The following is a 21630-nucleotide window of genomic DNA, read 5'->3' as shown; positions in this document are numbered from 1 at the left end:
CCCACCCCTCGTCGGTCACAGCGACAGCGCCAAGGAAGCTAGACGCCTTTTCGCGAGTCGCCAATAGTTATGACCGAGATGGCACAAACTTTGTCCTGACCGTGGATAAACGAAGATCCCCCGGCTACCGTGTGGCCGTCCCGGGGGCCACCTGAGCCCCGCCAATCTCCGTACCAACATGGGGAGTTCGGTGATGACTGAAGCGGCTGCGGCACCCGGACCGGGCGGCGGCGACCTGGGAAGACGACCGGCCGACGGCAACCTGGGCAGACGCGCCTTCACCCGGCGGTTCGTCGCCGGGGGAGCGGTGGTGGCCACGGGTCTGACATCGATGTCGGCGGCGGCGCCCGCCAGTTCGGCGGCGGACGGTCCGCGTCAGGCCGAGGCCGCCGGGGAGGTCAAGCGCATCACCCTGTACGCAGAGAAGCTCGCCGACGGACAGATGGGCTACGGCCTGGAGAAGGGCAAGGCCTCGATCCCCGGGCCGCTCCTGCAGATGGTCGAGGGCGACACGCTGCACATCGAGGTCGTGAACACGATGGACGTGGCGGTCAGCCTCCACCCGCACGGCGTCGACTACGAGATCAGCAGCGACGGCACCCGGCACAACAACAGCCATATAGAGCCCGGCGGTTCACGCACCTACACCTGGCGCACCCACGCCCCGGGCCGCCGCGCGGACGGCACCTGGCGGGCGGGCAGCGCGGGCTACTGGCACTACCACGACCACGTCGTCGGCACCGACCACGGCACCGGGGGCCTGCGCAAGGGCCTGTACGGCCCGCTGATCGTGCGCCGCGCGGGCGACGTCCTGCCCGACAAGACGTACACGATTGTCTTCAACGACATGACCATCAACAACCTGCCCAAGGGGCCGGACTTGAAGGCGACGGTGGGCGACCGCGTCGAGATCGTGATGATCACGCACGGCGAGTACTACCACACGTTCCACATGCATGGTCATCGCTGGGCGGACAACCGCACCGGCATCCTGTCCGGCCCCGACGACCCGACCCCCGTCATCGACAACAAGATCACCGGCCCTGCCGACTCCTTCGGCTTCCAGATCATCGCGGGCGAGGGCGTCGGCGCGGGCGCCTGGATGTACCACTGCCATGTCCAGAGCCACTCCGACATGGGCATGGCGGGCATGTTCCTGGTCGCCAAGCCGGACGGGACGATCCCGGGGCACGACGGGCATGCGGCGCACAAGGCCGGGGGCGGCGCGGGTGAAACGGGCAGGCACGCGCACTGAAGTCATGTGCCGGGGCGGGCACTTGTGAGTTCCCTGCCGGGCGCGCACCCGTGAGTCCTCGGCCGGGCTGCGCGCCCGAGGCGGGGCGCGATGCCTGTCAGAGGCCATCGGTACGGTGACCGCCATGGATGACGAGACCCGGCACGGCTTGATGGAGGCACAACGGGCAGCGGTGGAAGCCCGGCAGGTCACCGACGCGTGGCAGCGCATCGAGGCATGGCTCGGGCAGCACGCGCCCGGGACCCTGGCCGCCCTGCGGCCGGGTGCGCGCGACGCGGAGGTCACCGCCCTCGTGCAGGACCGGATCGGGGTGCGCATACCGCCGGGGCTGCGGGCGTTGTGGGCCGAGCATGCCGGGGTGCACGACGTTCCGTGGGCCTCGTTCATGCTCGGCGACCGGGCCCTGATGGACTTCGAGGCGGTCGTCTCCAAGTACGAGATGATGCGCGACCTGCAACGCCGCGACGGCGACGAGGAGCACCCGTTCTGGCGGGCGGCCTGGATCCCGTTCTGCTCCGCCGGTGCCCACGACACCGCGTCGGGCCTCTATCTGGATGCCGAGACCGGGCGCATCTGCCACTGGGACATGTACGGGGAGCGCACGCCGCGATACGAGTCGTTGACGACCTATCTGGAGGAGATGGCGGACCGCCTGGAGGCGCCGACCCTGGTGGGCGGCGACAAGCCGGGGCTCCTGGACCTTCGGGCCTTGGCGTGGGGGCCGCCGGTGGATGCCGAACGGGCGGCCTTGTGGGAGCCCTTCACCGGGCGTGACATGCCGAGCCGTCGCCCGGGCCGCGAGTGACGACGGCCTCGTTCGGGCGGCACCCGTCGCGCAGAGCGCGCGCACCGAATCCTCGCAGGGGCGCGATTGTCAGTGCCCGGTGCAAGACTCGTGAGTGGTAGGAGAACGGGACCCGTCAAAGGAGCCGGATCATGCTCACCACCAGTTTCGTCACCGGTTCGGTCAACTGGGCCGACCTCGGCACCCCGGACATCGAGGGTGCGAACACGTTCTACGCCGGGCTCTTCGGCTGGGCCGCGCAGTCGGCCGGCGAGGACTTCGGTGGCTATGTCACCTATCGCAGCGGCGGGAAGTCGGTCGCGGGCGGGATGGCGGTGCCCGCGGACCAGGGGACGCCCGCCTGGTCCGTGTACTTCCGGACGCCGGACGTCGACGCCACCGCGAAGTCCGTCGAGCAGGCCGGCGGCACGGTCGTCTTCGACCCCATGGACGTCGGGGACCTCGGCCGCATGGCGATCTTCACCGACTCGGCCGGTGCGAGCTTCGGCGCCTGGCAGCCGGGCACGATGAAGGGCTTCGAGACGGTGAACGACGCGAACACGCTCACCTGGGTCGAGCTCTACACCGACGACGTCCCGGCCGCCGCGGCGTTCTACAGCGCGGTGTTCGGCCTGCAGACCGCCGATGTCAGCTTCCCCGGCGGCACGTACACCTCGGCGCACCCGGCGAACACCGGCGAGGACGCGATGTTCGGCGGCCTGGTACCCAAGGGCTCCGACCCCCTGGAGGCGCAGGGCGGGGCGTACTGGCTGCCGTACTTCGGGGTGGACGACTGCGACGCGACGGTCGCCAAGGCCAAGCAGGCTGGCGCGAGCGTCCGCATGGAGCCCTTCTCCGCGGCGGGCGTGGGCCGCTTCGCCAAGCTGGCGGACCCCTACGGCGCGAAGTTCGGCGTGATCAAGGGAGACCCTAACCAGACCTGAGCGCGGAGAGCCCGGAGCCCGGGCAGGGGCCTGGGGTCGGGGGAACGCCAGGGGGTCGGGGAAGGCCCGGGGGGTCGGGGAAGGCCCGGGACTTTGTGCCCTGGAATAGAACTGACCCCCATCGTTTATATTCGTTCTATGACCGAAATGACCGGTGGTGAGGCCGCGCAGAGCGTCCATCGCGCACTCGCCGTTCCTTCACGACGGCGTCTGATGTCCCTGCTGCGGGAGGCGGACGGCCTGCTGGGCGCGGACGAGCTCGCGGCCGCCGCCGGTCTCTCGGTCGCCACGGTCCGGCACCATCTGATCGCGCTCGTCGATGCCGGACTCGTGCGGGCCACCGCTACCGCAGGCCCGGGGCGCGGACGGCCGAAGCTTCGCTATACGGCCGTCCGCGCCGCCCCGCAGGACGCCACCGGGGACACCGCGTACCGCGATCTCGCGGCCGCCCTGGTCGAGGCCGTCGCAGGCGGCGGATCCACCGCCCGCGACGCGGGCCTGGCCTGGGGCCGCCGCCTCGCCGCCGGGCCGGGGACCGCCCCACCCGCCGAGCGGGTCTTCACGCACGCCGCACGCATGGGCTTCGACCCCGAGCAGGCCCCGGCCCCGGCCGGCACCGAGCGGGTCCTGCTGCACGCCTGCCCCTATCGCGACATGGCGCGGCACCGGCCCGAGGTCGTGTGCGCCGTCCATCAGGGCGTGCTCGACGGACTCCTCGAAGGCACCGGCACCGAGGCCGAATTGAGGCCCTTCGTAGGGCCCGACCTGTGCCGCGCGGACCTGCACCCGACGTCCTGAACCACTCCGTCCCACGACCTGAACCACTCCGTCCCACGACCTGAACCACTCCGTCCCACGACCTGAACCACCGCACCCGCATGCCCTGAACCAAAGGAGAACCCCGGTGTTCCCCATCAACATCGGCACCCAGTACATACGCGGCGACATGCCCGTCGTCCGCATCGACCCGCAGGGCGCCCCCTTCAAAGAACTCGCCGCAGGCCGCATCCAGTTGCTGGCCCACACCGACCTCGAGGCCCACGCCTACGACGACTCCGAGCTGCTCCTCACCGGAATCGAGGGCGAGGTCGTGGTCGGCAACCCCGGCCGCAGCGCGGTGCGCATCGGCCCCGGCGCCTGCGTCATGGTGCCGCGCGGCGAGCTGTTCACGCTCGCCAACCTCGCCGAACAGCCCGCCACCGTCCTCGCCGTGTTCTCCCGCAGCGACTTCGTCGACAACCTCCCGCGCCCCCGCCGCGACCGCGAGCCGGCCGCCGAGCGCACCCTGCACGCCGTCGCCTGACACCCACCCGCTTTCCAGGCCATCCCAACTCCCGTACCAGACAAGGAAAACCCGCATGTTCGGCATGTCCATCGACACCACCGTCGACCCCGAGTCCCCGTTTCTCGCCCTGCGCCTTGACCCCGAGAACGGCCCGTTCCGCAGCCTCGCCGCGGTGCGCATCCAGGTGCCCGCGGGCGGCAGCGTCCCGGCGCACAGCCACGAGGGGTCCGAGCTGCTGCTCACCGGGATCACCGGTGTCGTCGAGGCGTCCTGCAAGTGCGGCAGCAAGTCCGTGGCCCCCGGCACCTTCGCGATGCTCCCGGTGGGCAAGGAGATATCGCTCGCCAACCACGGCACGGAGGACGCGACCGTCCTCGCGGTGTTCTCGCAGAGCGCGTTCACCGAGAACCTGCCGAGGGCGGCCGCCCAGGGCTGCGGCTGTCACGCATAGCTGCCGCGGCTGTGACGCATGGCTGCGGCGGCTGTGACGCATGGCTGCGGCTGTCACGGATAAACGACTCGTTGACCATTCATTGATCGATTGTTTCGTCGCGCAGGGCAGCATCACCGCCATGCTCAGCAAGACCACAGACGACGCGACCCCCACCGCCACGCCCAGCTGGCAGGAGCAGGCACTCTGCGCCCAGACCGGGCCCGAGTTCTTCTTCCCCGAGCCCGGCGGCTCCGTGAACGAGGCCAAGCAGCTCTGCCTCGCCTGCGAGGGCAGAACCGCCTGCCTCGAGTACGCCCTGGCCAACGACGAGCGCTTCGGCGTCTGGGGCGGACTCTCCGAGAAGGAGAGGCTCCGCCTCAGGCGCCGCTGAACCGTGAGTACTGAACCCTGAGCGCTCAACCGCGAGCGTTCAGGCGTACGTCACCGTGAACTGCCGTGTCCCGGCGGGCACCCGCACATCGTCGCCCGTCACCGGCAGCTCCTGCCCGTCCGCGCTCGCGCCCCGCACCGCACCGAACCGGCACGGGTAGACGAACCGCGCCCGCTCCGGCGCCTCGGTGACGTCGACCGTCACCTTCCGTTCCCCGGCGTCGTGCCGCAGCCGGTACCCGAAGGGCGCCCCGAGCAGCGTCGGTGCGGCGGCCACCGACACCGTCTGGCCGTCCGGCACCCAGTGGGGCCGTATGCCCGGCGCGATGTACAGGTGCGGATCGCGGTCCTCGTCCGCCTCGAAGAACAGGATGTCGCGGATCAGCAGCAGATACTCGGCCGCCGCCCAGCCGTGCGGGATGTCCCCCATGTACCAGTGCCGGTCGGGGAATTCCATGAAATCAGACGCGATCGGGAACGCGTGCTGTTCGTTCCACGCCCCGAGCGCCGCCGCCCGCTGCAGCGCCCTCGGGAAGGCCGCCGCCACGGTCCAGCCGAGCAGCCGGTCCATCTTCTCCGGGTCGCCCGCAAGCAGATAGGCGTGCGCCAACTGCATGCCCAGATAGGGCCCGTACGCGTTCCAGGCCGCCTCGTGCCGGAAGCCGCCGGTCACGAAGCGCGCGTACATCGTGTCGAGCGTGAACCGCGCCGCCCGGTCGACGTCCTGCCCCAGCTTCTCGCCCATGTGCAGCCGCAGCGGATGGAAGTACGCCGCCGCGCCGATCATCGTCGAGTCGCGTCGGCCCACATCGCCCGGACCGGTCGGGATGTACGTCTCCCACTCGCCGAGCCTGGCCTGCTCGCCCAGGACCCACCGTACGGAAGCGGCGGTGGCCGCCTTCAAGTCGTCGAAGGCGCCCCAGAGTTCGGGGACTTCGGGCGCGCCGAGCCGCTCCGCGAGCCGCGCCGCCTCATGGAGTCCGGCGAGTCCCCACAGGTCGTCCCAGTAGTGCGGCTGGTGCCGCTCGCCCAGGTGCTCCGCGCTCCAGCCGGCGTGCAGCAGCCCGTTCCCGTCCCGGTTGTCACGCAGCCAGCGCGCCCCGTCGAGGACGTACGGGACGTACATCCGCGCCCCGAGAGCCGAGGAGCGGTGCGTGCGGTCGAAGCGGCCGAACGCCCACAGCGCCTGCCCGTTGGAGTCCCACTCGCGGTCGTCCTTCTCGTGCGGCCCGCCGTAGAAGCCGTACTCGGCGCAGGGCCCGATGCGCCCCGTGCCCCGGTTGAACTTCAGCGGATAGTGCGTGCCCAACTGCGTCTCGGCGAGGGCGGTGTCCCCGACCAGTGAGCAGGCCGTGGCCTCCACCGAGGAGTCGCGGATCCAGAACGAGTCGTAGACGGTCGGCCCCGGATGGATCTCCCCGTGGTCGGAGAGGATGAGCAGCTGCGAGCGGGCCTGCCGGAACAGCTCGGTGAGGTGGGCCACCGGCCCGGGCAGACCCGGCTGCACGCCCTGATCCAGCAACTTGCCGTTCCAGAAGGCCCGGTTGGCCTCCTCCAGATCGGCGGCGGGGACGGAACGTATCTCCGCAAGGTCCCCCTGCCCGCTGTAGAGATCGACCGGAAGCCGCACGTCGACCTCGGCGATCTCGTCCTCGGCGACCCGGAACGGCCAGGCGAACACGGCGCTGCACAGCCCCGCCACCTGGTCCTGCGCCTCGTGACCACCGTTCAGCTTGCCGCCGTTCACCAGGTCGTGGAACGGGCTGCGCTGCAGATACGAGTCCGGGTCCTGTGAGAAGTCCGGGTTGCCGTACACCCCGTACTGCTCGGGCCGTGTGTCGAAGACGGGGCCCCAGCCGGTATTGGTCTCCACCCGTGCCTCGTCCGGGAGATAGCGCAGATAGGTGAGGCGCCGGTCGGTGATCTGCCCGCCGCCCCGGTCGTGCCGCTGGAAGCCGCTGGGTCCGGCCGGCATGACGGCCGCGCACAGCCAGCCCTCGCGCGGCTGCCCCGAGGGGCTGCCGACGGTCAGCCGGGTCACCGCGAGATCGCGCTGGCGGGCGCCGACGGTCGTCGCGAAGGTCCGCTGCACCAGCTCCACACCGTGCGCCGCCCGGAACGTGGTGAGCACGACCGGCTGATGGGCGGCCTCCATTCGCTGCTCGACCTCGGAGCCGTCCGCCGGGTCGGACAGCTGCGGGAGATGGACCTTGCCGGCGACCGGGTCGTAGAGGAAGAACGAAAGACAGTACTTGTCGTAGACCGGCTCGATCTCGCCCGCCTGCCCGATCAGGCTCTCCTGCCGGTGGTCCTTGACGCCCACCATGTGCCAGTACCGGTACAGGGCGTTGGAGGCGAAGGCGGCCTCCTTCGACTCGTACGTGAAGCTGTCGAAGTCGTCGCTCCAGCGCCGGAAGTTCGCCTGCGCCCACCAGGGCACGGGATACGGGACCCGCTCCCTGCCGGCCCAGCTGCGCCACATCACTTCGTAGAACATCCACTCATGGGTCTGTGCCATGACGGTCACCCCCTGCGGGCACCGTTGCACCGGACGGCCGGACCGTAAATGGCCCTGCCCGGCCAGCTCTTCGCCGTCCGACCCCCGTTCAACCCCTTTACACGCCCGTCACCTGTCGCTAACTTGCAGCAAATTCCTGCAACAACTTTCAATCAATCTTGAGCAGTTGAGAGGGAAGGACCCCGCAATGCTCACGAGATTCCCCCCACGCATGCTCTACGCGCTCGTGGTGGCAGGACTGCTGGCCGTCCTGCTGCCGGCCGTCCCCGCCCGAGGAGCCGTGGCCCCCGAGCCGACGGCCTCCGGGTCGACGGCTGGAGCCGATAGCGCCACCATGCTCGGCGGCGACCCGCGCAAGGATGCCGTCTATTTCGCGATGACCGCCCGGTTCTACGACGGCGACGCGTCCAACAACCGCGGCGGCAGCCAGCACGCGAAGTCGGGCAACGCCGCCAACAACGACCCCATGTTCCGGGGTGACTTCAAGGGCCTGGCCGGAAAGCTCGACTACATCAAGGGTCTCGGGTTCTCCGCGATCTGGATCACTCCGGTTGTCATGAACCGGTCGGATTACGACTACCACGGGTACCACGGCTACGACTTCTACGAGATCGACCCGAGGCTCGAGTCCGACGGCGTCTCGTACCAGCAGCTCATCGACCAGGCACACGCCAAGGGCATCAAGATCTACCAGGACGTCGTGTACAACCACTCCTCGCGCTGGGGCGCGAAGGGCCTGTTCGAGCCGACGGTCTTCGGTGTCCGGGACACGGACTGGTCCGAGTACTACGACGCCCCGGTGGCCGGCAAGGAGTACGACCCGCTCGAAGAGAACGCCAAGGGCAAGACGTACAACGGCGACGTCTGGTCCACCGACCAGCCCGCCGACAGCACCTGTCCGGACTGGGGCAGGCCCACCGGCTCCACCGATCCCGACGGCCGCAAGAACTACAACTGCCAGTGGCCGAGCCCCATGAAGGGCATGTTCCCCGCCACCGCGTACGACCAGTGCTGGATCGGCAACTGGGAGGGCGAGGACGCCCGCAGCTGCTGGCTGCACGAAGACCTGGCCGACTTCAACACGGAGAACGCGGGCGTCCAGAAGTACCTGATCGACGCGTACGCCAAGTACATCGACATGGGCGTCGACGGCTTCCGGATCGACACCGCCGTGCACATCCCGCGCACCACCTGGAACCGCCGCTTCCTGCCCGCCCTGCACGAGCGCCTGGTGGCGAAGTACGGAGCCGAGAAGGCCCAGGACTTCTATGTGTTCGGCGAGGTCGCGGCCTTCGTCAACGACAAGTGGAACCGCGGTTCGGTCAACCACTCCGCGCAGTTCTTCACCTGGCGGGAGCGCAAGGAGTACAGCGCGGACGACACCGCGGCGGCCAAGGAGATGTACGAGTACGAGCAGGCGCAGGGCACGGGCAACCAGCCCACCTCGACCAACGCGTTCCTGGACGGGAACGGCTACCACGCCCCGGACCGCTCGAAGTTCTCCGGCATGAACATCATCGACATGCGGATGCACATGAACTTCGGCGACGCCCCGAACGCCTTCCACAACGGCAAGGACTCGGACGACAGCGTCAACGACGCGACGTACAACGCCGTATACGTCGACAGCCACGACTACGGCCCGAACAAGTCGTCCACCCGCTACGCCGGAGGTACCGACGCCTGGGCCGAGAACATGGCGCTGATGTGGACCTTCCGCGGCATCCCGACCCTGTACTACGGGTCGGAGATCGAGTTCCAGAAGGGGCAGCGCATCGACTGCGGCCCCACCTGTCCGCTCGCCACCACCGGGCGGGCGTACTACGGCGACCATCTCCAAGGGGCCGTCACGGCAAGTGAGTTCGGCAAGGTCGACAGTGCGACCGGCGAGGTCGCCACCACCCTGCAGCAGCCCCTCGTGCGGCACGTCCAGCGCCTCAACCAGATCCGCCGCGCAGTACCCGCGCTGCAGATGGGCCAGTACTCGACCGAGGGCATCGACGGGCAGATGGCCTACAAGCGCCGCTACACCTCGGGCGCCACCGACAGCTTCGCCCTGGTCACGGTGTCGGGCGGCGCGACCTTCGCGGGCATCCCGAACGGGACGTACAAGGACGCGATCACCGGGGACACCCGCACGGTCACCGACGGACGGCTCACCGTGGACGGCCCCGGCAAGGGCAATCTGCGGGTGTACGTCCTCGACCTGCCCGGGAACCCGGCGCCGGGCAAGATCGGCGAGGCGGGGCCCTTCCTCAAGTAGCGCACACCTGAAGGGACTTGAAGCGGGGGACGGCTGAAAGAACTTGCAAACGACCTGGTGCCCGGGGCGGTCGAGCCCCGGGCACCAGATCGAGGGAGTACGAAGGCGGACTCAGCCGGCCTGGGCCGCCCGGGCCGCGATGCGCGCCTTGCGGGCCGCCAGCTTCTCGTCGAACTTCGAGGCCTCGGAGTCCAGGCCGCCCATGAACATGCCGAGCTCCTCCTGCGCCTTGAGCCCCTCCGGGCCGAGCCCGTCGATCTGCAGGACCTTGAGGTGGCGAAGGACGGGCGCCAGGACGTCGTCGTGGTGGATCCGCATGTTGTAGATCTCGCCGATCGCCATCTGGGCCGCCGCACGCTCGAAGCCGGGCATGCCGTGCCCGGGCATCCGGAAGTTGACGACGACGTCGCGCACGGCCTGCATGGTCAGGTCGGGGGCGAGCTCGAAGGCGGCCTTGAGGAGGTTGCGGTAGAACACCATGTGCAGGTTCTCGTCGGTGGCGATGCGCGCCAGCATCCGGTCACAGACCGGGTCGCCCGACTGGTGGCCCGTGTTGCGGTGCGACACCCGGGTGGCGAGCTCCTGGAAGGCGACGTACGCCACCGAGTGCAGCATCGAGTGCCGGTTGTCCGACTCGAAGCCCTCGGACATGTGGATCATGCGGAACTGCTCGAGCTTGTCCGGGTCCACGGCGCGCGAGGCGAGGAGGTAGTCGCGCATGACGATGCCGTGCCGGCCCTCCTCCGCGGTCCAGCGGTGCACCCAGGTGCCCCAGGCGCCGTTGCGGCCGAAGAGCGACGCGATCTCGTGGTGGTAGCTGGGGAGGTTGTCCTCGGTCAGCAGGTTGACGATCAGGGCCGTCTTGCCGATCTCGGTGACCTTCGACTGGCTGGGGTCCCAGTCCTCGCCGTCCTCGAAGAAGGCGGGGAAGTTGCGGCCGTCCGCCCACGGCACGTACTCGTGCGGCATCCAGTCCTTGGTGACCTTGAGATGGCGGTTCAGCTCCGTCTCCACCACCTCCTCCAGGGCGTACAGCAGCTTGGCATCGGTCCAGGTGTCCGAGCTGCCGAGGTGGGGAGAGGTGATCGTCACGGGGGCTCCTGCGGGGACGGAGTTCATCACGGGCGTGCTGACCTACGGGTTCGTAGGGCGTACTTACCTACGGCTTCGTAGGTTACGAGACCGTAGGTTAAGCGTCGAGTAAAGGAGATCCCTGATCAGGGGTGGCCCCTGACCGATTTCCCTCGATTCGCACGTCTACGGCATGATCCTCTTTGTCCGGAAACCGCCGTCTATGCGTACAGGCCGCGCAGCCGTACCGAGAGACACGTCACGCAGCCCTCGAGCTTCTCGAACTCGCCGATGTCCACGACGACCGGGTCATAGCCCAGATCGGCGAGCAGCTCGGCCGTCTTCGGCGCGCTCGCCGCGAGCAGCAGCTTGCCGCCGCCCAGGAGCACCACATGCGCCCCGGACTCCTCGGGCACGGGCAGAAAGCGGTCGAACATCGTGGGGGTGTCCACCAGCGGCTCGTACCCGATCACGGTCCCGTCCGGCAGCGCCGTCACCGCCGACTTCAGGTGCAGCACCTTCGCCACCGGCACGGCGACCACCCGCGCCCCCAACGGCTCGAACGCGGCCCGCAGTTGCTGCACCCCGGCGGCATTGGTCCGCCCGCCGCGCCCTACGTACACCGTGTCACCGATCTTGAGTACGTCCCCGCCGTCGAGCGTGCCCGGCTCCCAGACCCAGTTCACGGAGGCCCCGAGCGCCGCCACGGCTTGCTCGACCGCGCTCGTCTCCGGCCGCCGGGACTCGGCGCCGGGCCGGGCTATGAGCGCCACATTGCGGAACATCACCACGGTGTCCTCGACGAACACCCCGTCCGGGCAGTCGTCGGCCGGCGCCACCTCGACGGTCTCCCACCCGTGCGCCCGCAGCGCTTCCGCGTAGGCCTCCCACTGCGCGACGGCGAGATCGGCATCGACCTCGGTCCGCTCCAGATGCGTGACAAGGCCCTCGGCGAGGCGCGGGCTGGGGCGGCGGATCAGCGCCTTCTGGCTGGGCACGGGCGGGACTCCGTATCGCGTCGACGGCGGGGGCGTGTGGCGGTCATCATGCAGTGCCCCGGCCCGCCTGCGGAACCCCGCGATTCAGGCCTCCGGCCCGCCGCCACACATCCCTCACACCTGCCGCCGCACCCCTCAGACCTGCCGATACTTCGTGATCAGGTACTCCGCCTCGTCGTCGATCGCGTTCTTGAGGTAGTCGAGGTTGATCCGCATCGGATGCCCGTCGGCCGCGTTCTCCAGCTCGGCCACGTCCGCGTGCTCCTTGCCTCGCGCGTCCTCGTACTCGTCAAGGAGGTCCCCGAGGGTGGGCACCCGGTCCAGTTTCGCCTCCTTGACGAACCGCCGCCCCGGCTCGTCGAGCCCGACGGCCTTGACGACCTTGTGGTCGCGCACCGTGATCCGGTACTTCCCGAGGCCGCCGCGCTCACCGCCGAGTGATTCGAGCGTGTACGCGTACGCCGCCGGCTCCTCCCACTCCGCGGCCCGCACCTTGCCCGGCGCGGTCGTCCCGGTCGAGGCGCGCGGCGTCCCGTCGGAGCAGCCCGTCACTCCCAGGGCCAGTGCGAGCACCAGGCCCGGCACCGCGTACAGCCCTGTCCTGCCCGTCCTGCCTGCCTTTCGGTGCATGAACAGATCCTTCCCCCGTGATGAGTGCCCTTTCGACGCTCACCACGGGGGACCGGTTCCCCTGCGGTCGCGATCACCGCGTACTCATCAGCTCGCGTACCTCCTCCGCGGTGATGTCCTGCAGCTTCCCGTCGAGCAGCAGCCAGCGCGTGATGCCGATCGACTCCAGGAACGGCAGGTCGTGGCTGGCCACGATCAGCGCTCCCTCGTACGACTCCAACGCGGACGTCAGCTGCTTCACGCTCGCCATGTCCAGGTTGTTCGTCGGCTCGTCGAGCATCAGCAACTGCGGTGCGGGCTCGGCGAGGAGCAGCGCCGCGAGCGCCGCCCGGAAGCGTTCGCCGCCCGACAGGGTGGCCGCCTGCTGGTCGGCCTTCGCGCCCTTGAACAGGAAGCGGGCAAGGCGCGCCCGGATCCGGTTGTTGGTCGCGTCGGGTGCCCGCAGGGCGACGTTCTCGGCGACGGACAGCTTCTCGTCGAGCACGTCGAGCCGCTGCGGCAGGAACCTCAGCGGCACGTGCGCCACCGCCTCGCCCTCCTGCGCCGCGAGCTCCCCGCTGATGGTGCGCAGGAGCGTGGTCTTGCCCGCGCCGTTCCGCCCGACCAGCGCGATCCGCTCGGGTCCGCGCAGCTCGAACTCGCCCTGGACCTCCGCCCCGTAACGGAGCATCAGGCCGCTCAGGGTGAGCACCGACCGGCCCGGCGGCACGGCCGTGTACGGCAGGTCGACGCGGATCTCGTCGTCGTCCCTGACCGCGTCGACCGCCTCGTCGAGGCGCTCCTTGGCCTGGCTCAGCTTCTCCTCGTGCATGATGCGGTGCTTGCCCGCGGAGACCTGGGCCTCCCGCTTGCGGGCATTCATGACGATCTTCGGCTCACGCTTCTGCGCGTACATCTTGTTGCCGTAGCGAACCCGCCGGGCCAACTTCATGTGGGCGTCGGCCAGTTCGCGCTTCTGGCGCTTCAGATCGGTCTCGGCGACGCGCACCATGCGCTCCGCCGCCTCCTGCTCGACGGCCAGGGCCTCCTCGTACGCGGAGAAGTTGCCCCCGTACCAGACGATCTCGCCCGTCCTGAGGTCGGCGATCTGGTCGACCAGGTCGAGGAGTTCACGGTCGTGGCTGACCACGACGAGCACTCCCGACCAGGCCTCGACGGCCGCGTACAGCCTGCGGCGTGCGTACAGGTCGAGGTTGTTCGTCGGCTCGTCCAGCAGCAGCACACCGGGCCGGCCGAGCAGCAGCGCGGCCAGCCTGAGCAGCACGGACTCGCCGCCGGAGACCTCACCGATGGTGCGGTCGAGGCCGATGTGGCCGAGGCCGAGCTGGTCGAGGGTGGCGATCGCGCGCTCCTCGACGTCCCAGTCGTCGCCGACGGCCGTGAAGTTGGCCTCGCTCGCGTCGCCCGCCTCGATGGCGTGCAGCGCGGCACGGGTCTCGGCGATGCCGAGCACGACGTCGACCCGCAGGCCGGTGTCGAGCGTGACGTTCTGCGGCAGATAGCCGACGTCGCCGGCGACGCGGATGGCGCCCTCGCCCGGGTTGAGCTCACCCGCGATCAGCTTCAACAGGGTTGATTTCCCTGAGCCGTTGACGCCGATGAGCCCGGTCCGGCCGGTGCCGAAGGCGGCCTGCAGGCCGTCGAAGACCTCGGTGCCGTCGGGCCACGAGAAGCCGAGCGCGGTGCAGGTGATGGACGTGTGTGAAGCGGGGAAGGTAGACATGTGCGGCCTCCGGCGCGTGCGTGAATGGGCATGGCAAGCGCGTATGAGACACGAGGGTGCGACGGCCCGGAGGAGCGATGCGTCAGCGACGGCATCGGGGCATGAAAAAAGCCCTGTTCCGGGAGGTTCGGCTCTGCTGCCGAGGTCGCACGCCATGCGGGCAGGAAATACTCACTGCATCGCTTCGTGTCTCAGGACCTCAGTAGCGCAACGGCCGACTCCGATCAACGGGAACAAGACTTGTACACCGTAAAGGGCAATGGTCGGGGGCGTCAACCCCTATCTTGGGCCGCGTAGAGGGAGGTCCCCGCGCAGGGAGGTTCCCGTGCCCAGTGGCCCGCTGTCGCTTGCCGCCCAGCTGTATCTGCTTGCCTGGGACGTTCCGGACGAGACGTTCCCCGTGATCGCCGCCCCCCGCCTGACCTGCGCCGCGCACCTGCCCTACCTGGTACGGGCCGGCGCCCTGACCGAGCTCGCCCAGGGCGGTCTCCTGCGCGACGCGGACGGTGTGGCCGAGCCGGTGCCGCACGGCCGGACCGGGGACGTGGTCCTCGACGGGCTCCTGGAGCTGATGGCCGCATCCCGCCCGCGCAGCTGGCAGGCCTGGATCCTGGTGCGGGCCCACGCGACGTTGGAGGCGGTGGCCGCCGAGCTGGTGTCGGCCGGGTATCTGCGGGTCCGCCGCAGGCGGCTGCTCGGCGTCTTCCCGTACCGCCAAGTCGAGCTGGAACGGCCGCAGTTCGTCGAGGGCCTGCGGGCCGAAACCCTGGACGTGCTGGGGGCCGCCCGTCCCGTGGCGGAGATCGCGGAGCGCGACGCGGCGCTGATCGCGCTCGCGGCGGCCGGGGAGCTGAACACGCTGCTGCCGACGGCGGAACGCATGCGCCACAAGAAGCGCATCGAGGCCCTCGCCGAGCGGGGCGCGACCACGGCTCCGGCGCTCGCCTCGCTGCTCACGGGTCTGCGAGCGGCACGGATCGACGCGATGTCACTGTCGTAGTCCGGGGGGAACCACCGCCGGGTGCGCCCCGAAAGGACTGGGGGGAACTGCGCGACGCTGGGGTGCGCCCCGAAGGGGCGCGGGGAACTGCGCGCCCAGCCCCCACCGGCCTGCAGGTGAAGAACGGAGGAGCCAGCCCCAATCCCGCCCCACCGAGCCGAGCGCTACGCGTCCCGCATCAGCTGCAGCAGATCCTCATCCATGTCGAGATGCAGGTGCTCCCGGCCGGCAGGCACCAGCGCGGCCGACCGCTTGAGGAACGTACGCACCGCCGCGCTGCACACGTGGATGATCGCCGTGCCCTCGGGCGCGTGGAACTCCAGGACCGTCCGGTCGTAGCCGTAGGGCCGCACCCGTACGTCGCCCTCGCCGACCGGATTCTCCAGGCCGGTCTCGAGCAGCTCACGGGCGAACACCCAGGACACGTCCACGCCTTCGAGCGTGGCCGGGGCCGGGAAGGCCATACGGACGGCGAACGGATCACGTCGGTCGTAATGCAGCGTCGCGGGGATGGTGGGCATGCGCGGCGCGGCGGCGACGAGTCGGGCCTCGACGGCTTGCTCGATGACGATGGACAACGCCTGCTCCCTTGCGACAGCTGGATGAATGGGGCCTGGCACATGCATAGACGGTGGAATGCGGGAATCCGTGCACGTGGCGGGTCGTGAGCTGTGTCACCGAAATCGGCCCCGGGCCAGCGGGGTCGGCGCCACGGTAGGGGGGTGGGCCGCCGGCCGCGACCGCCGCACGGGGGATATTTGCGCGGGCGGCCGCACCCTGGACGCTGCCGGGGCGGTGGGCTAGCTTCGCCGCCCATGAGGGGAATGGGGAACACGAGCAGCCAGAGCCCTGCGAGCAAGCAGTGGCGCAAGCGAATCAGAGTGTCCGCGGGGGTGTGCGGGGCGGCGCTCGCCGCGACGGCCCTCGCCGGACCCGCGCAGGCCAGGGGGGTGGACCGCGGCGAAACGGCGGCCGCGAGCGAGGGAACGTACAAGAGCGGCGACAGCGGCGAGATGACGGGCGCGGCCGCGAACGGCCTGGCCGGCAAGCCCGGCTGGCAGCTCAAGGCGAGCGGCGTCGAGGTCCGCTTCCGCGGTCTTTCGGCCGTCAGCCGGAGCACCGCCTGGGTCGCCGGTTCGAAGGGCACCGTGCTGCGCACCGCTGACGGCGGCAAGAGCTGGCGCAATGTGTCGCCGCCGGGCGCCGAGACGCTCGAGTTCCGCGACATCGAGGCCTTCGACGGGCGGCGCGCGGTGGCGCTCGCCATCGGTGAGGGCGAGGCTTCCCGCGTCTTCCGTACGGAGGACGGCGGTGCGACCTGGACGGAGTCGTTCCGCAACACCGATCCGAAGGCGTTCTACGACTGCATGACCTTCTTCGACCGCTCGCACGGCCTGGCCCTGAGCGACCCGGTCGACGGCAAGTACCGCATCCTGTCCACCTCCGACGGCGGCCGTTCCTGGAAGGTGCTGCCCAACACCGGCATGCCGGCCGCCCAGGAGGGCGAGGCGTCGTTCGCGGCGAGCGGGCAGTGCCTGGTCAGCGCCGGGTCGAAGGACGTCTGGCTGGCCACCGGCGGCGCGGCCCACGCGCGCGTGCTGCACTCCGGCGACCGGGGCCTGACCTGGACGGCGACCGATTCGCCGATCCCCGCGGGCGACCCGGCGCGCGGCGTCTTCGCGGTGGCCTTCCGTGACCGTACGCACGGCCTCGCGGTCGGCGGCGACTACCGCGCCGACCAGGCCTCGCCCGACGCGGCCGCGGTCAGCGACGACGGCGGCCGCACCTGGGACCTCGCCGCACAGCCGCCGCCCGCCTACCGCTCGGGCGTCACCTGGTTCCCGCACAGCAAGTCCGTCGCCCTCGCGGTCGGCCCGACCGGCACGGACGTGACGACGAACGGCGGCCGCACCTGGAAGACCGTCGACACGGGGTCGTACGACACCGTGGACTGCACCAAGGACTTCGGGTGCTGGGCCTCGGGGGAGAAGGGCAGGATCGCCCGCCTCGAAGGCTGAGGCTTCCCCGGTCAGGTCCGGGGCTGCTGCTTGTAGGCGGCGAGCTCGGGCGCCGTACGCGTCGCGATGAACTCCGTGACGCGGTACGCGCACACGCCGGCCACGGTGAAGGGGTCGGCCGCGGTGATCTCCTCGATCGCACCGCGGTCGTCCCCGACGGCCAGGATGACCCCGCCGTCGCGCGGGTTCTTGCGCCCCGAGGCGATGAAGGTGCCGGCGGCGAACTGCTCGTCGACCCAGGCGATGTGGGCCTCCATCTCCTTCTCGACGTCGGAGAGGGGCGCGGTGTAGGTGAGCTCGAGAATGAACATGATCGCGAGGCTACCTTCCGGCGACCTCAGCCCTCATGGCCGCCCGCGGCCCGTGCTTTCGCCTGTGTGCGTTGCCCGCGCCGCCCTGCCAGCCACAGGACGGCTGCCGCGTACAGGCACACCATCGGGACGTCGACGGCGAACGTCGCCCAGTCCATGTCGGCGGCCGTCTCGTCGGTCGCGAAGCCGTCCGTGGTGCCCGCCATGAGGCCGAAGGGGAGCAGGTTGGTGACGACGTGGAGCGCGATCGCCGCTTCAAGGCCGCCGGTACGGATCGTCAGCCAGGCCGCGACCACCGCGAAGACGAACAGGTCGGCGAAGCCCCACGGGGTGCCCCAGCCGTGCGCCGCGGCGAACAGCAGCGCCTGCGGCAGCACCGCGACCCATGGTGAGCGGCACCACGCGCCGACCGCCTGCACCAGCCAGCCCCGGAACGCGTACTCCTCGGCGGCCGCCTGGAACGGCACCAGGAGCAGGACCATCGCAAGGCCGGTCAGAAACGGCGTGAGCCCCGCCCACGCCAACTCGCCGCCACCGTCCGCGGGTTCGGGCAGCAGCACCATGATGCCGAACGACGCCCCGGTCAGCGGCAGCGCGAGCGCCAGGCAGCGCCCGAGCCAGGCCCACCGCACCCGGCCCGTCACCGACGACACCGTCCCGGCCGGGCGGCGCTGCGCCCAGCGCGCGGCCAGGAGGACGACGGGCAGGCCGAGCGCGAGGCTTGCGAGGGCGACCGCCGTGTCGCCCAGCGCCCCCAACTGCCGGAAACCGTCGGCATCCTGAGGCCGGTCCAGGACCGCCCCCACCACCTCGCCGCCGGCGAACACCACCAGCGCGGCGAGGGCGACGCCGACGACCACCACACACGTCCCGGCCAGCGGCCGCCACCAACGGTGCTGCCCACTCGACAGGGCCAGCCGGTGGTAGGGGAGTGCGGGGGGCGGCAGGGTCTGCGGGCTCTGTGGGGTCTGCAGGTAGGTCGTCATGTGCCTCAGCATTCCGGTGACGTACGCCCCGGGCATCGGCCGCCCGTACCACCGCCGTCTGCAACCAGGGATAGAGACCGCCCCGTCGGACCCCAACCCCGGGCAGAGCCGCCTCCGTATGATCGTCGCCTGTATGCAGCGCGTACGAGGCACACGAGGCGCACGAGGCACACGGGGAGCACGAGGAACACAGTGAACACGGGGAACGCATGGAGCCGGAGCACATAGGGAAGCGCGCGCGGGAGTGCCTGCGGGACTGGCTGCTGCCCGCACTCGTCGCCGCCTTCCAGCTGGCCTTCTGGCCCGGTCTGAAACTGCGCGCCGGTGAGACGCCCGCGGCGCCGGACCTCGTGGTCTGCCTTGCCGTCGCCGCGGTGACCTCCGTGGCGCTCGGACTGCGCCGCCGCCGTCCGGTCGCCTCGGCACTCGCCGTCGAGGCAGGGCTGCTCGTCGGGCTGCCGGCCGCCGAGGACGCAACCCTGATGTGTTCGCTGGCCGTTGTGGTCGCCCTCTACTCGGTCGCGGTGCACCGCCCGCTCGGGACGGCGGTCCTGGTGACGTCCGTCCTCCTCGTCTCCGCCGGGCTCAGGTGCGTGGTGCGGTACGACTCGCTGCTCGAGGCGGGTGGCGAGGCGCTGGTCAACTTCGCGCTGTACGCCACCGCCGTGGGCCTGGGCCGCGGCCGCGCCCGGTGGTACGAGGGCCGCCTTGCCGCGGCCCAGGACCTGCGGAGGGCGGAGGCCGCACGGGCGACCGCGGCCACGAGCGAACGTACGCGCCTCGCCCGCGAACTCCACGACGTCAGCGCCCATCACCTCACCTCCGTGGTGGTCACCGTCGACGCCGCCCGCCGCCTTGGGGACCGCAGGCCCGAACTGGCCGAGGAGGCGCTGCGGTTCGCCGCGGAGGGCGGCCGCGAGACGATGGCCGCGCTGCACCGCCTGGTCACGGCGATGCGGACCTCGGCGACGGACGAGGAGAGCGCGCTCGAGGACCGGATCGCCGAACTCGCCGCCGGGTTCGCCCGGTTGGGGCTCCGCCCGGCCGTCCGGGTGGCGCCACCACTCGCCGGACTGACCGGGCCGGTCGCCGAGGCGGCCTTCGGGATCGTGCGCGAGGCCCTCACCAATGCCTTGCGGTACGCCCCCTCGGCCGCCGTCCGCGTCGAGGTGAGCGAACGCGACGGAACCCTGCAACTCACGGTCGACGACGACGGACCGGGTGGGTCGGCCCCGGGACCGCGACGGGACGGGCTGGGATCCGGACCGGATGGGTTGGGCTCGGGCCGCGGCACCACCGGCATGCGGGAACGCGCGGCCGCGCTCGGCGGCACCCTGACGGTCGGCCCCCGCAAGGGCGCGGCGGGCTGGTCGGTGCGGGCGAGCCTGCCGCGCACCCCTGCTGCTGCCCACCACCTGCACACACTGCGGCCGGAGCGGTCGGCCGACCTGGCGATCGTCCTCGCCCTCGCCGCGATCCCCCTCTTCGTCGTCCTCACCTTGGGGGTCGTGCCGTTCGCCGTGGCCGTGCTGCCCGCGGCCCTGCACGCGCTGCCCCTGCTGTGGCGCCGTCAGCAGCCGTGGCGGGTGCTGCTCGGGGTCCTCGCCGCCGCGTGGCTCGCCCCTGCGGCACTCGCCCTCGGGGTGGTGGAGTGGGAGGCGGCCTGGGCGCTGGGGATCGGGGGCGCCTTCGCGGACGGCGTGGCGCTGTACTCGGTCGCCGCCCATGCGGGGCGCGCACGGGATACGTGGTCGGCGATCTTGATGACGGCGTCCGGCCTGGCGGCGGCGCTGGTCGTCCTCGGTGAGCTCTCCGACTTCTCCGAATTCTCCGGCGACGTGTCCGACCCGGCCGGATTCCTGACGTTCATGACGGTCCTCGTCACGGCCCTGCTGGTCGTTCTCCTCGCCCCGGTCTGGGCCCTCGGCGCGGCCGTCCGGGCCCGCCGGGAGCGGATCAGGGGCCGCGAGCACAGCGCGCTCGCGGCGACGGTCCAGGGCGCGGTCGTCGAGGCGTACGAGGAGCGGCAGCGCATCGCCGCCGAGCTGCGCGGCGCGGTCCTGCGCAGGGCGGAGGCGCTGGTGCAGCGGGCCGGCACGGGCGACCTCGACGGCTGCGCCGAGCAGGCCCGGGCGGGCCTGTCCGCGATGCGCGAACTCCTCGCCGCGCTGCGGGAGCTGGCCGCGCCTCCGATGGGCCCTGCCGCCCCCACAGTCACCATGACCCGGCCCACCCATCCTTCCGACCTCAAGGAGACGTCACCATCACTGTCCGAGTGCTGATCGTCGACGACCAGGCCGTGGTCCGCGCCGGATTCGCGGCCATCGTCGGCGCCGAACCCGATCTGGACGTCGTGGCCGAGGCCGCGGACGGCGCCCGTGCCGTGGAGCTTGCCGCCGAACTCGCCCCCGATGTCGTCCTCATGGACATCCGGATGCCCGGCATGGACGGCCTCACCGCGACCCGCCTGCTCACCGGCCGGGCGGACGCTCCGCGGGTCCTCGTCCTGACCACCTTCGACCAGGACGCCTACGTGCACGACGCCCTGCGCGCAGGCGCCTCCGGCTTCCTGCTGAAGGACGCCGAGCCGGACGAACTCCTCACCGGCATCAGGGTCGTGGCCTGTGGCGACGGCATGCTCGCCCCCACCGTCACCCGCCGCCTGATCGACACCTTCGCGCGTACGGCCGCCCCCACCGCGCCGGACACCGCCCCGCTGGAGTCCCTCACCCCGCGCGAGCGCGAGGTGCTCTCCCTGGTCGCGGCGGGCCTGGCCAACGCCGAGATCGCCGAGTCGCTGGGCGTGACGGTCGGCACGGTCAAGTCCCATGTCAACGCGCTGCTCGCCAAGTTGGGCCTGCGCGACCGGGTGCAGGCCACGATCTTCGCGTACGACACCGGGCTTGCGCGGCCGCGCGGGACGGGGTGACGACAGCGGCGGTCCCGAAGGGCAGGCGGATCGGGCCCCGATTCCGGACGCGATATTCCGTGCGCCCGAATCCCGCCGCCGCGTACGCTCTG

The 21630-nt window shown here is 70.9% G+C and carries 19 protein-coding genes and 1 pseudogene; 12 read left to right on the top strand and 8 right to left on the bottom strand.

What is annotated here, in order from left to right:
• Nucleotides 1-262: 262 nt before the first annotated feature.
• The 7 genes from OG430_RS09560 (at nt 263) to OG430_RS09530 (ending at nt 5092) form a co-directional block, all read left to right on the top strand.
• Nucleotides 263-1255, top strand: coding sequence for a multicopper oxidase domain-containing protein (locus OG430_RS09560; RefSeq protein ID WP_327359020.1), 993 nt, complete (start codon nt 263-265; stop codon nt 1253-1255).
• 124 nt (nt 1256-1379) lie between these two features.
• Nucleotides 1380-2060, top strand: coding sequence for an SMI1/KNR4 family protein (locus tag OG430_RS09555; protein ID WP_327352005.1), 681 nt, complete (start codon nt 1380-1382; stop codon nt 2058-2060).
• A 131-nt stretch (nt 2061-2191) separates the two neighbouring features.
• Nucleotides 2192-2983: a VOC family protein gene (locus tag OG430_RS09550; RefSeq protein WP_327352004.1), complete on the top strand. Its 792-nt coding sequence runs from the start codon at nt 2192-2194 to the stop codon at nt 2981-2983.
• A gap of 138 nt (nt 2984-3121) precedes the next feature.
• Nucleotides 3122-3781, top strand: a complete 660-nt coding sequence (locus OG430_RS09545; protein ID WP_327352003.1) for a helix-turn-helix transcriptional regulator — start codon at nt 3122-3124, stop codon at nt 3779-3781.
• Nucleotides 3782-3887: 106 nt separating this feature from the next.
• Nucleotides 3888-4286, top strand: a complete 399-nt coding sequence (locus tag OG430_RS09540; RefSeq protein ID WP_327352002.1) for a hypothetical protein — start codon at nt 3888-3890, stop codon at nt 4284-4286.
• 55 nt (nt 4287-4341) lie between these two features.
• The gene (locus tag OG430_RS09535; RefSeq protein WP_327352001.1) at nt 4342-4719 is read left to right on the top strand and encodes a cupin domain-containing protein; all 378 of its coding nucleotides are present in this window, start codon (nt 4342-4344) and stop codon (nt 4717-4719) included.
• Nucleotides 4720-4840: 121 nt separating this feature from the next.
• Entirely contained in the window at nt 4841-5092 is a 252-nt protein-coding gene (locus OG430_RS09530) for a WhiB family transcriptional regulator (protein ID WP_327352000.1), read from the top strand.
• Between the two features lie 39 nt (nt 5093-5131).
• On the opposite strand, the gene OG430_RS09525 is transcribed toward OG430_RS09530, so the two are convergent.
• The gene (locus OG430_RS09525; protein ID WP_327351999.1) at nt 5132-7609 is read right to left on the bottom strand and encodes a hypothetical protein; all 2478 of its coding nucleotides are present in this window, start codon (nt 7607-7609) and stop codon (nt 5132-5134) included.
• Nucleotides 7610-7868: 259 nt separating this feature from the next.
• Between OG430_RS09525 and OG430_RS09520 the strand changes: the two are divergent.
• Nucleotides 7869-9872, top strand: a pseudogene (locus tag OG430_RS09520) (alpha-amylase family glycosyl hydrolase); the annotation flags it as partial.
• A gap of 111 nt (nt 9873-9983) precedes the next feature.
• On the opposite strand, the gene OG430_RS09515 reads toward OG430_RS09520, so the two are convergent.
• From OG430_RS09515 to OG430_RS09500, 4 genes are all read right to left on the bottom strand, one after another.
• A complete protein-coding gene (locus OG430_RS09515) occupies nt 9984-10964 on the bottom strand; it encodes an acyl-ACP desaturase (protein WP_327351998.1) in 981 nt (326 codons plus the stop codon).
• A 200-nt stretch (nt 10965-11164) separates the two neighbouring features.
• Nucleotides 11165-11941 (bottom strand): dimethylargininase, encoded by a 777-nt coding sequence (gene ddaH, locus OG430_RS09510; RefSeq protein WP_327351997.1) that lies wholly within the window; start codon nt 11939-11941, stop codon nt 11165-11167.
• A gap of 135 nt (nt 11942-12076) precedes the next feature.
• Nucleotides 12077-12571 carry a DUF6174 domain-containing protein gene (locus OG430_RS09505; protein ID WP_327351996.1) on the bottom strand — a complete coding sequence of 165 codons (495 nt, stop codon included), beginning with the start codon at nt 12569-12571 and terminating at the stop codon, nt 12077-12079.
• Between the two features lie 73 nt (nt 12572-12644).
• Entirely contained in the window at nt 12645-14294 is a 1650-nt protein-coding gene (locus tag OG430_RS09500) for an ABC-F family ATP-binding cassette domain-containing protein (protein ID WP_327351995.1), read from the bottom strand.
• Nucleotides 14295-14619: 325 nt separating this feature from the next.
• Here OG430_RS09500 and OG430_RS09495 point away from each other — a divergent pair, with 325 nt between their 5' ends.
• Nucleotides 14620-15294, top strand: a complete 675-nt coding sequence (locus OG430_RS09495; protein WP_327351994.1) for a GOLPH3/VPS74 family protein — start codon at nt 14620-14622, stop codon at nt 15292-15294.
• Between the two features lie 164 nt (nt 15295-15458).
• On the opposite strand, the gene OG430_RS09490 is transcribed toward OG430_RS09495, so the two are convergent.
• Nucleotides 15459-15872, bottom strand: coding sequence for an SsgA family sporulation/cell division regulator (locus OG430_RS09490; protein ID WP_327351993.1), 414 nt, complete (start codon nt 15870-15872; stop codon nt 15459-15461).
• A gap of 237 nt (nt 15873-16109) precedes the next feature.
• On the opposite strand from OG430_RS09490, the gene OG430_RS09485 reads away from it, so the two are divergent.
• Nucleotides 16110-17312 carry a WD40/YVTN/BNR-like repeat-containing protein gene (locus OG430_RS09485; RefSeq protein ID WP_442816459.1) on the top strand — a complete coding sequence of 401 codons (1203 nt, stop codon included), beginning with the start codon at nt 16110-16112 and terminating at the stop codon, nt 17310-17312.
• 11 nt (nt 17313-17323) lie between these two features.
• Here the strand turns inward: OG430_RS09485 and OG430_RS09480 are convergent, their stop codons facing one another.
• Nucleotides 17324-17623 carry a YciI family protein gene (locus OG430_RS09480; RefSeq protein ID WP_327351992.1) on the bottom strand — a complete coding sequence of 100 codons (300 nt, stop codon included), beginning with the start codon at nt 17621-17623 and terminating at the stop codon, nt 17324-17326.
• A gap of 26 nt (nt 17624-17649) precedes the next feature.
• Entirely contained in the window at nt 17650-18609 is a 960-nt protein-coding gene (locus OG430_RS09475; RefSeq protein ID WP_327351991.1) for a CPBP family intramembrane glutamic endopeptidase, read from the bottom strand.
• Nucleotides 18610-18818: 209 nt separating this feature from the next.
• On the opposite strand from OG430_RS09475, the gene OG430_RS09470 reads away from it, so the two are divergent.
• Nucleotides 18819-20891 (top strand): sensor histidine kinase, encoded by a 2073-nt coding sequence (locus OG430_RS09470; protein WP_327351990.1) that lies wholly within the window; start codon nt 18819-18821, stop codon nt 20889-20891.
• Nucleotides 20873-21538 carry a response regulator transcription factor gene (locus OG430_RS09465; protein WP_327359018.1) on the top strand — a complete coding sequence of 222 codons (666 nt, stop codon included), beginning with the start codon at nt 20873-20875 and terminating at the stop codon, nt 21536-21538. Before OG430_RS09470 ends, OG430_RS09465 begins: the two co-directional genes overlap by 19 nt.
• The last annotated feature ends 92 nt before the right edge of the window (nt 21539-21630 follow it).

This window comes from Streptomyces sp. NBC_01304 (assembly GCF_035975855.1).
Taxonomy (GTDB): Bacteria; Actinomycetota; Actinomycetes; order Streptomycetales; family Streptomycetaceae; genus Streptomyces.
Note: the sequence above shows the minus strand (reverse complement) of the source record. Positions and strands in the feature narration are given on the sequence as shown.

What these genes read in the sequence shown, in the direction of transcription:
- OG430_RS09555 (WP_327352005.1), top strand. Translation starts at nt 1,380, where the DNA reads ATGGATGACGAGACCCGGCACGGCTTGATGGAGGCACAACGGGCAGCG.
- OG430_RS09550 (WP_327352004.1), top strand. Translation starts at nt 2,192, where the DNA reads ATGCTCACCACCAGTTTCGTCACCGGTTCGGTCAACTGGGCCGACCTC.
- OG430_RS09545 (WP_327352003.1), top strand. Translation starts at nt 3,122, where the DNA reads ATGACCGAAATGACCGGTGGTGAGGCCGCGCAGAGCGTCCATCGCGCA.
- OG430_RS09535 (WP_327352001.1), top strand. Translation starts at nt 4,342, where the DNA reads ATGTTCGGCATGTCCATCGACACCACCGTCGACCCCGAGTCCCCGTTT.
- OG430_RS09530 (WP_327352000.1), top strand. Translation starts at nt 4,841, where the DNA reads ATGCTCAGCAAGACCACAGACGACGCGACCCCCACCGCCACGCCCAGC.
- OG430_RS09525 (WP_327351999.1), bottom strand. Translation starts at nt 7,609, where the DNA reads ATGGCACAGACCCATGAGTGGATGTTCTACGAAGTGATGTGGCGCAGC.
- OG430_RS09505 (WP_327351996.1), bottom strand. Translation starts at nt 12,571, where the DNA reads ATGCACCGAAAGGCAGGCAGGACGGGCAGGACAGGGCTGTACGCGGTG.
- OG430_RS09500 (WP_327351995.1), bottom strand. Translation starts at nt 14,294, where the DNA reads ATGTCTACCTTCCCCGCTTCACACACGTCCATCACCTGCACCGCGCTC.
- OG430_RS09485 (WP_442816459.1), top strand. Translation starts at nt 16,110, where the DNA reads ATGAGGGGAATGGGGAACACGAGCAGCCAGAGCCCTGCGAGCAAGCAG.
- OG430_RS09480 (WP_327351992.1), bottom strand. Translation starts at nt 17,623, where the DNA reads ATGTTCATTCTCGAGCTCACCTACACCGCGCCCCTCTCCGACGTCGAG.
- OG430_RS09475 (WP_327351991.1), bottom strand. Translation starts at nt 18,609, where the DNA reads ATGACGACCTACCTGCAGACCCCACAGAGCCCGCAGACCCTGCCGCCC.
- OG430_RS09470 (WP_327351990.1), top strand. Translation starts at nt 18,819, where the DNA reads ATGGAGCCGGAGCACATAGGGAAGCGCGCGCGGGAGTGCCTGCGGGAC.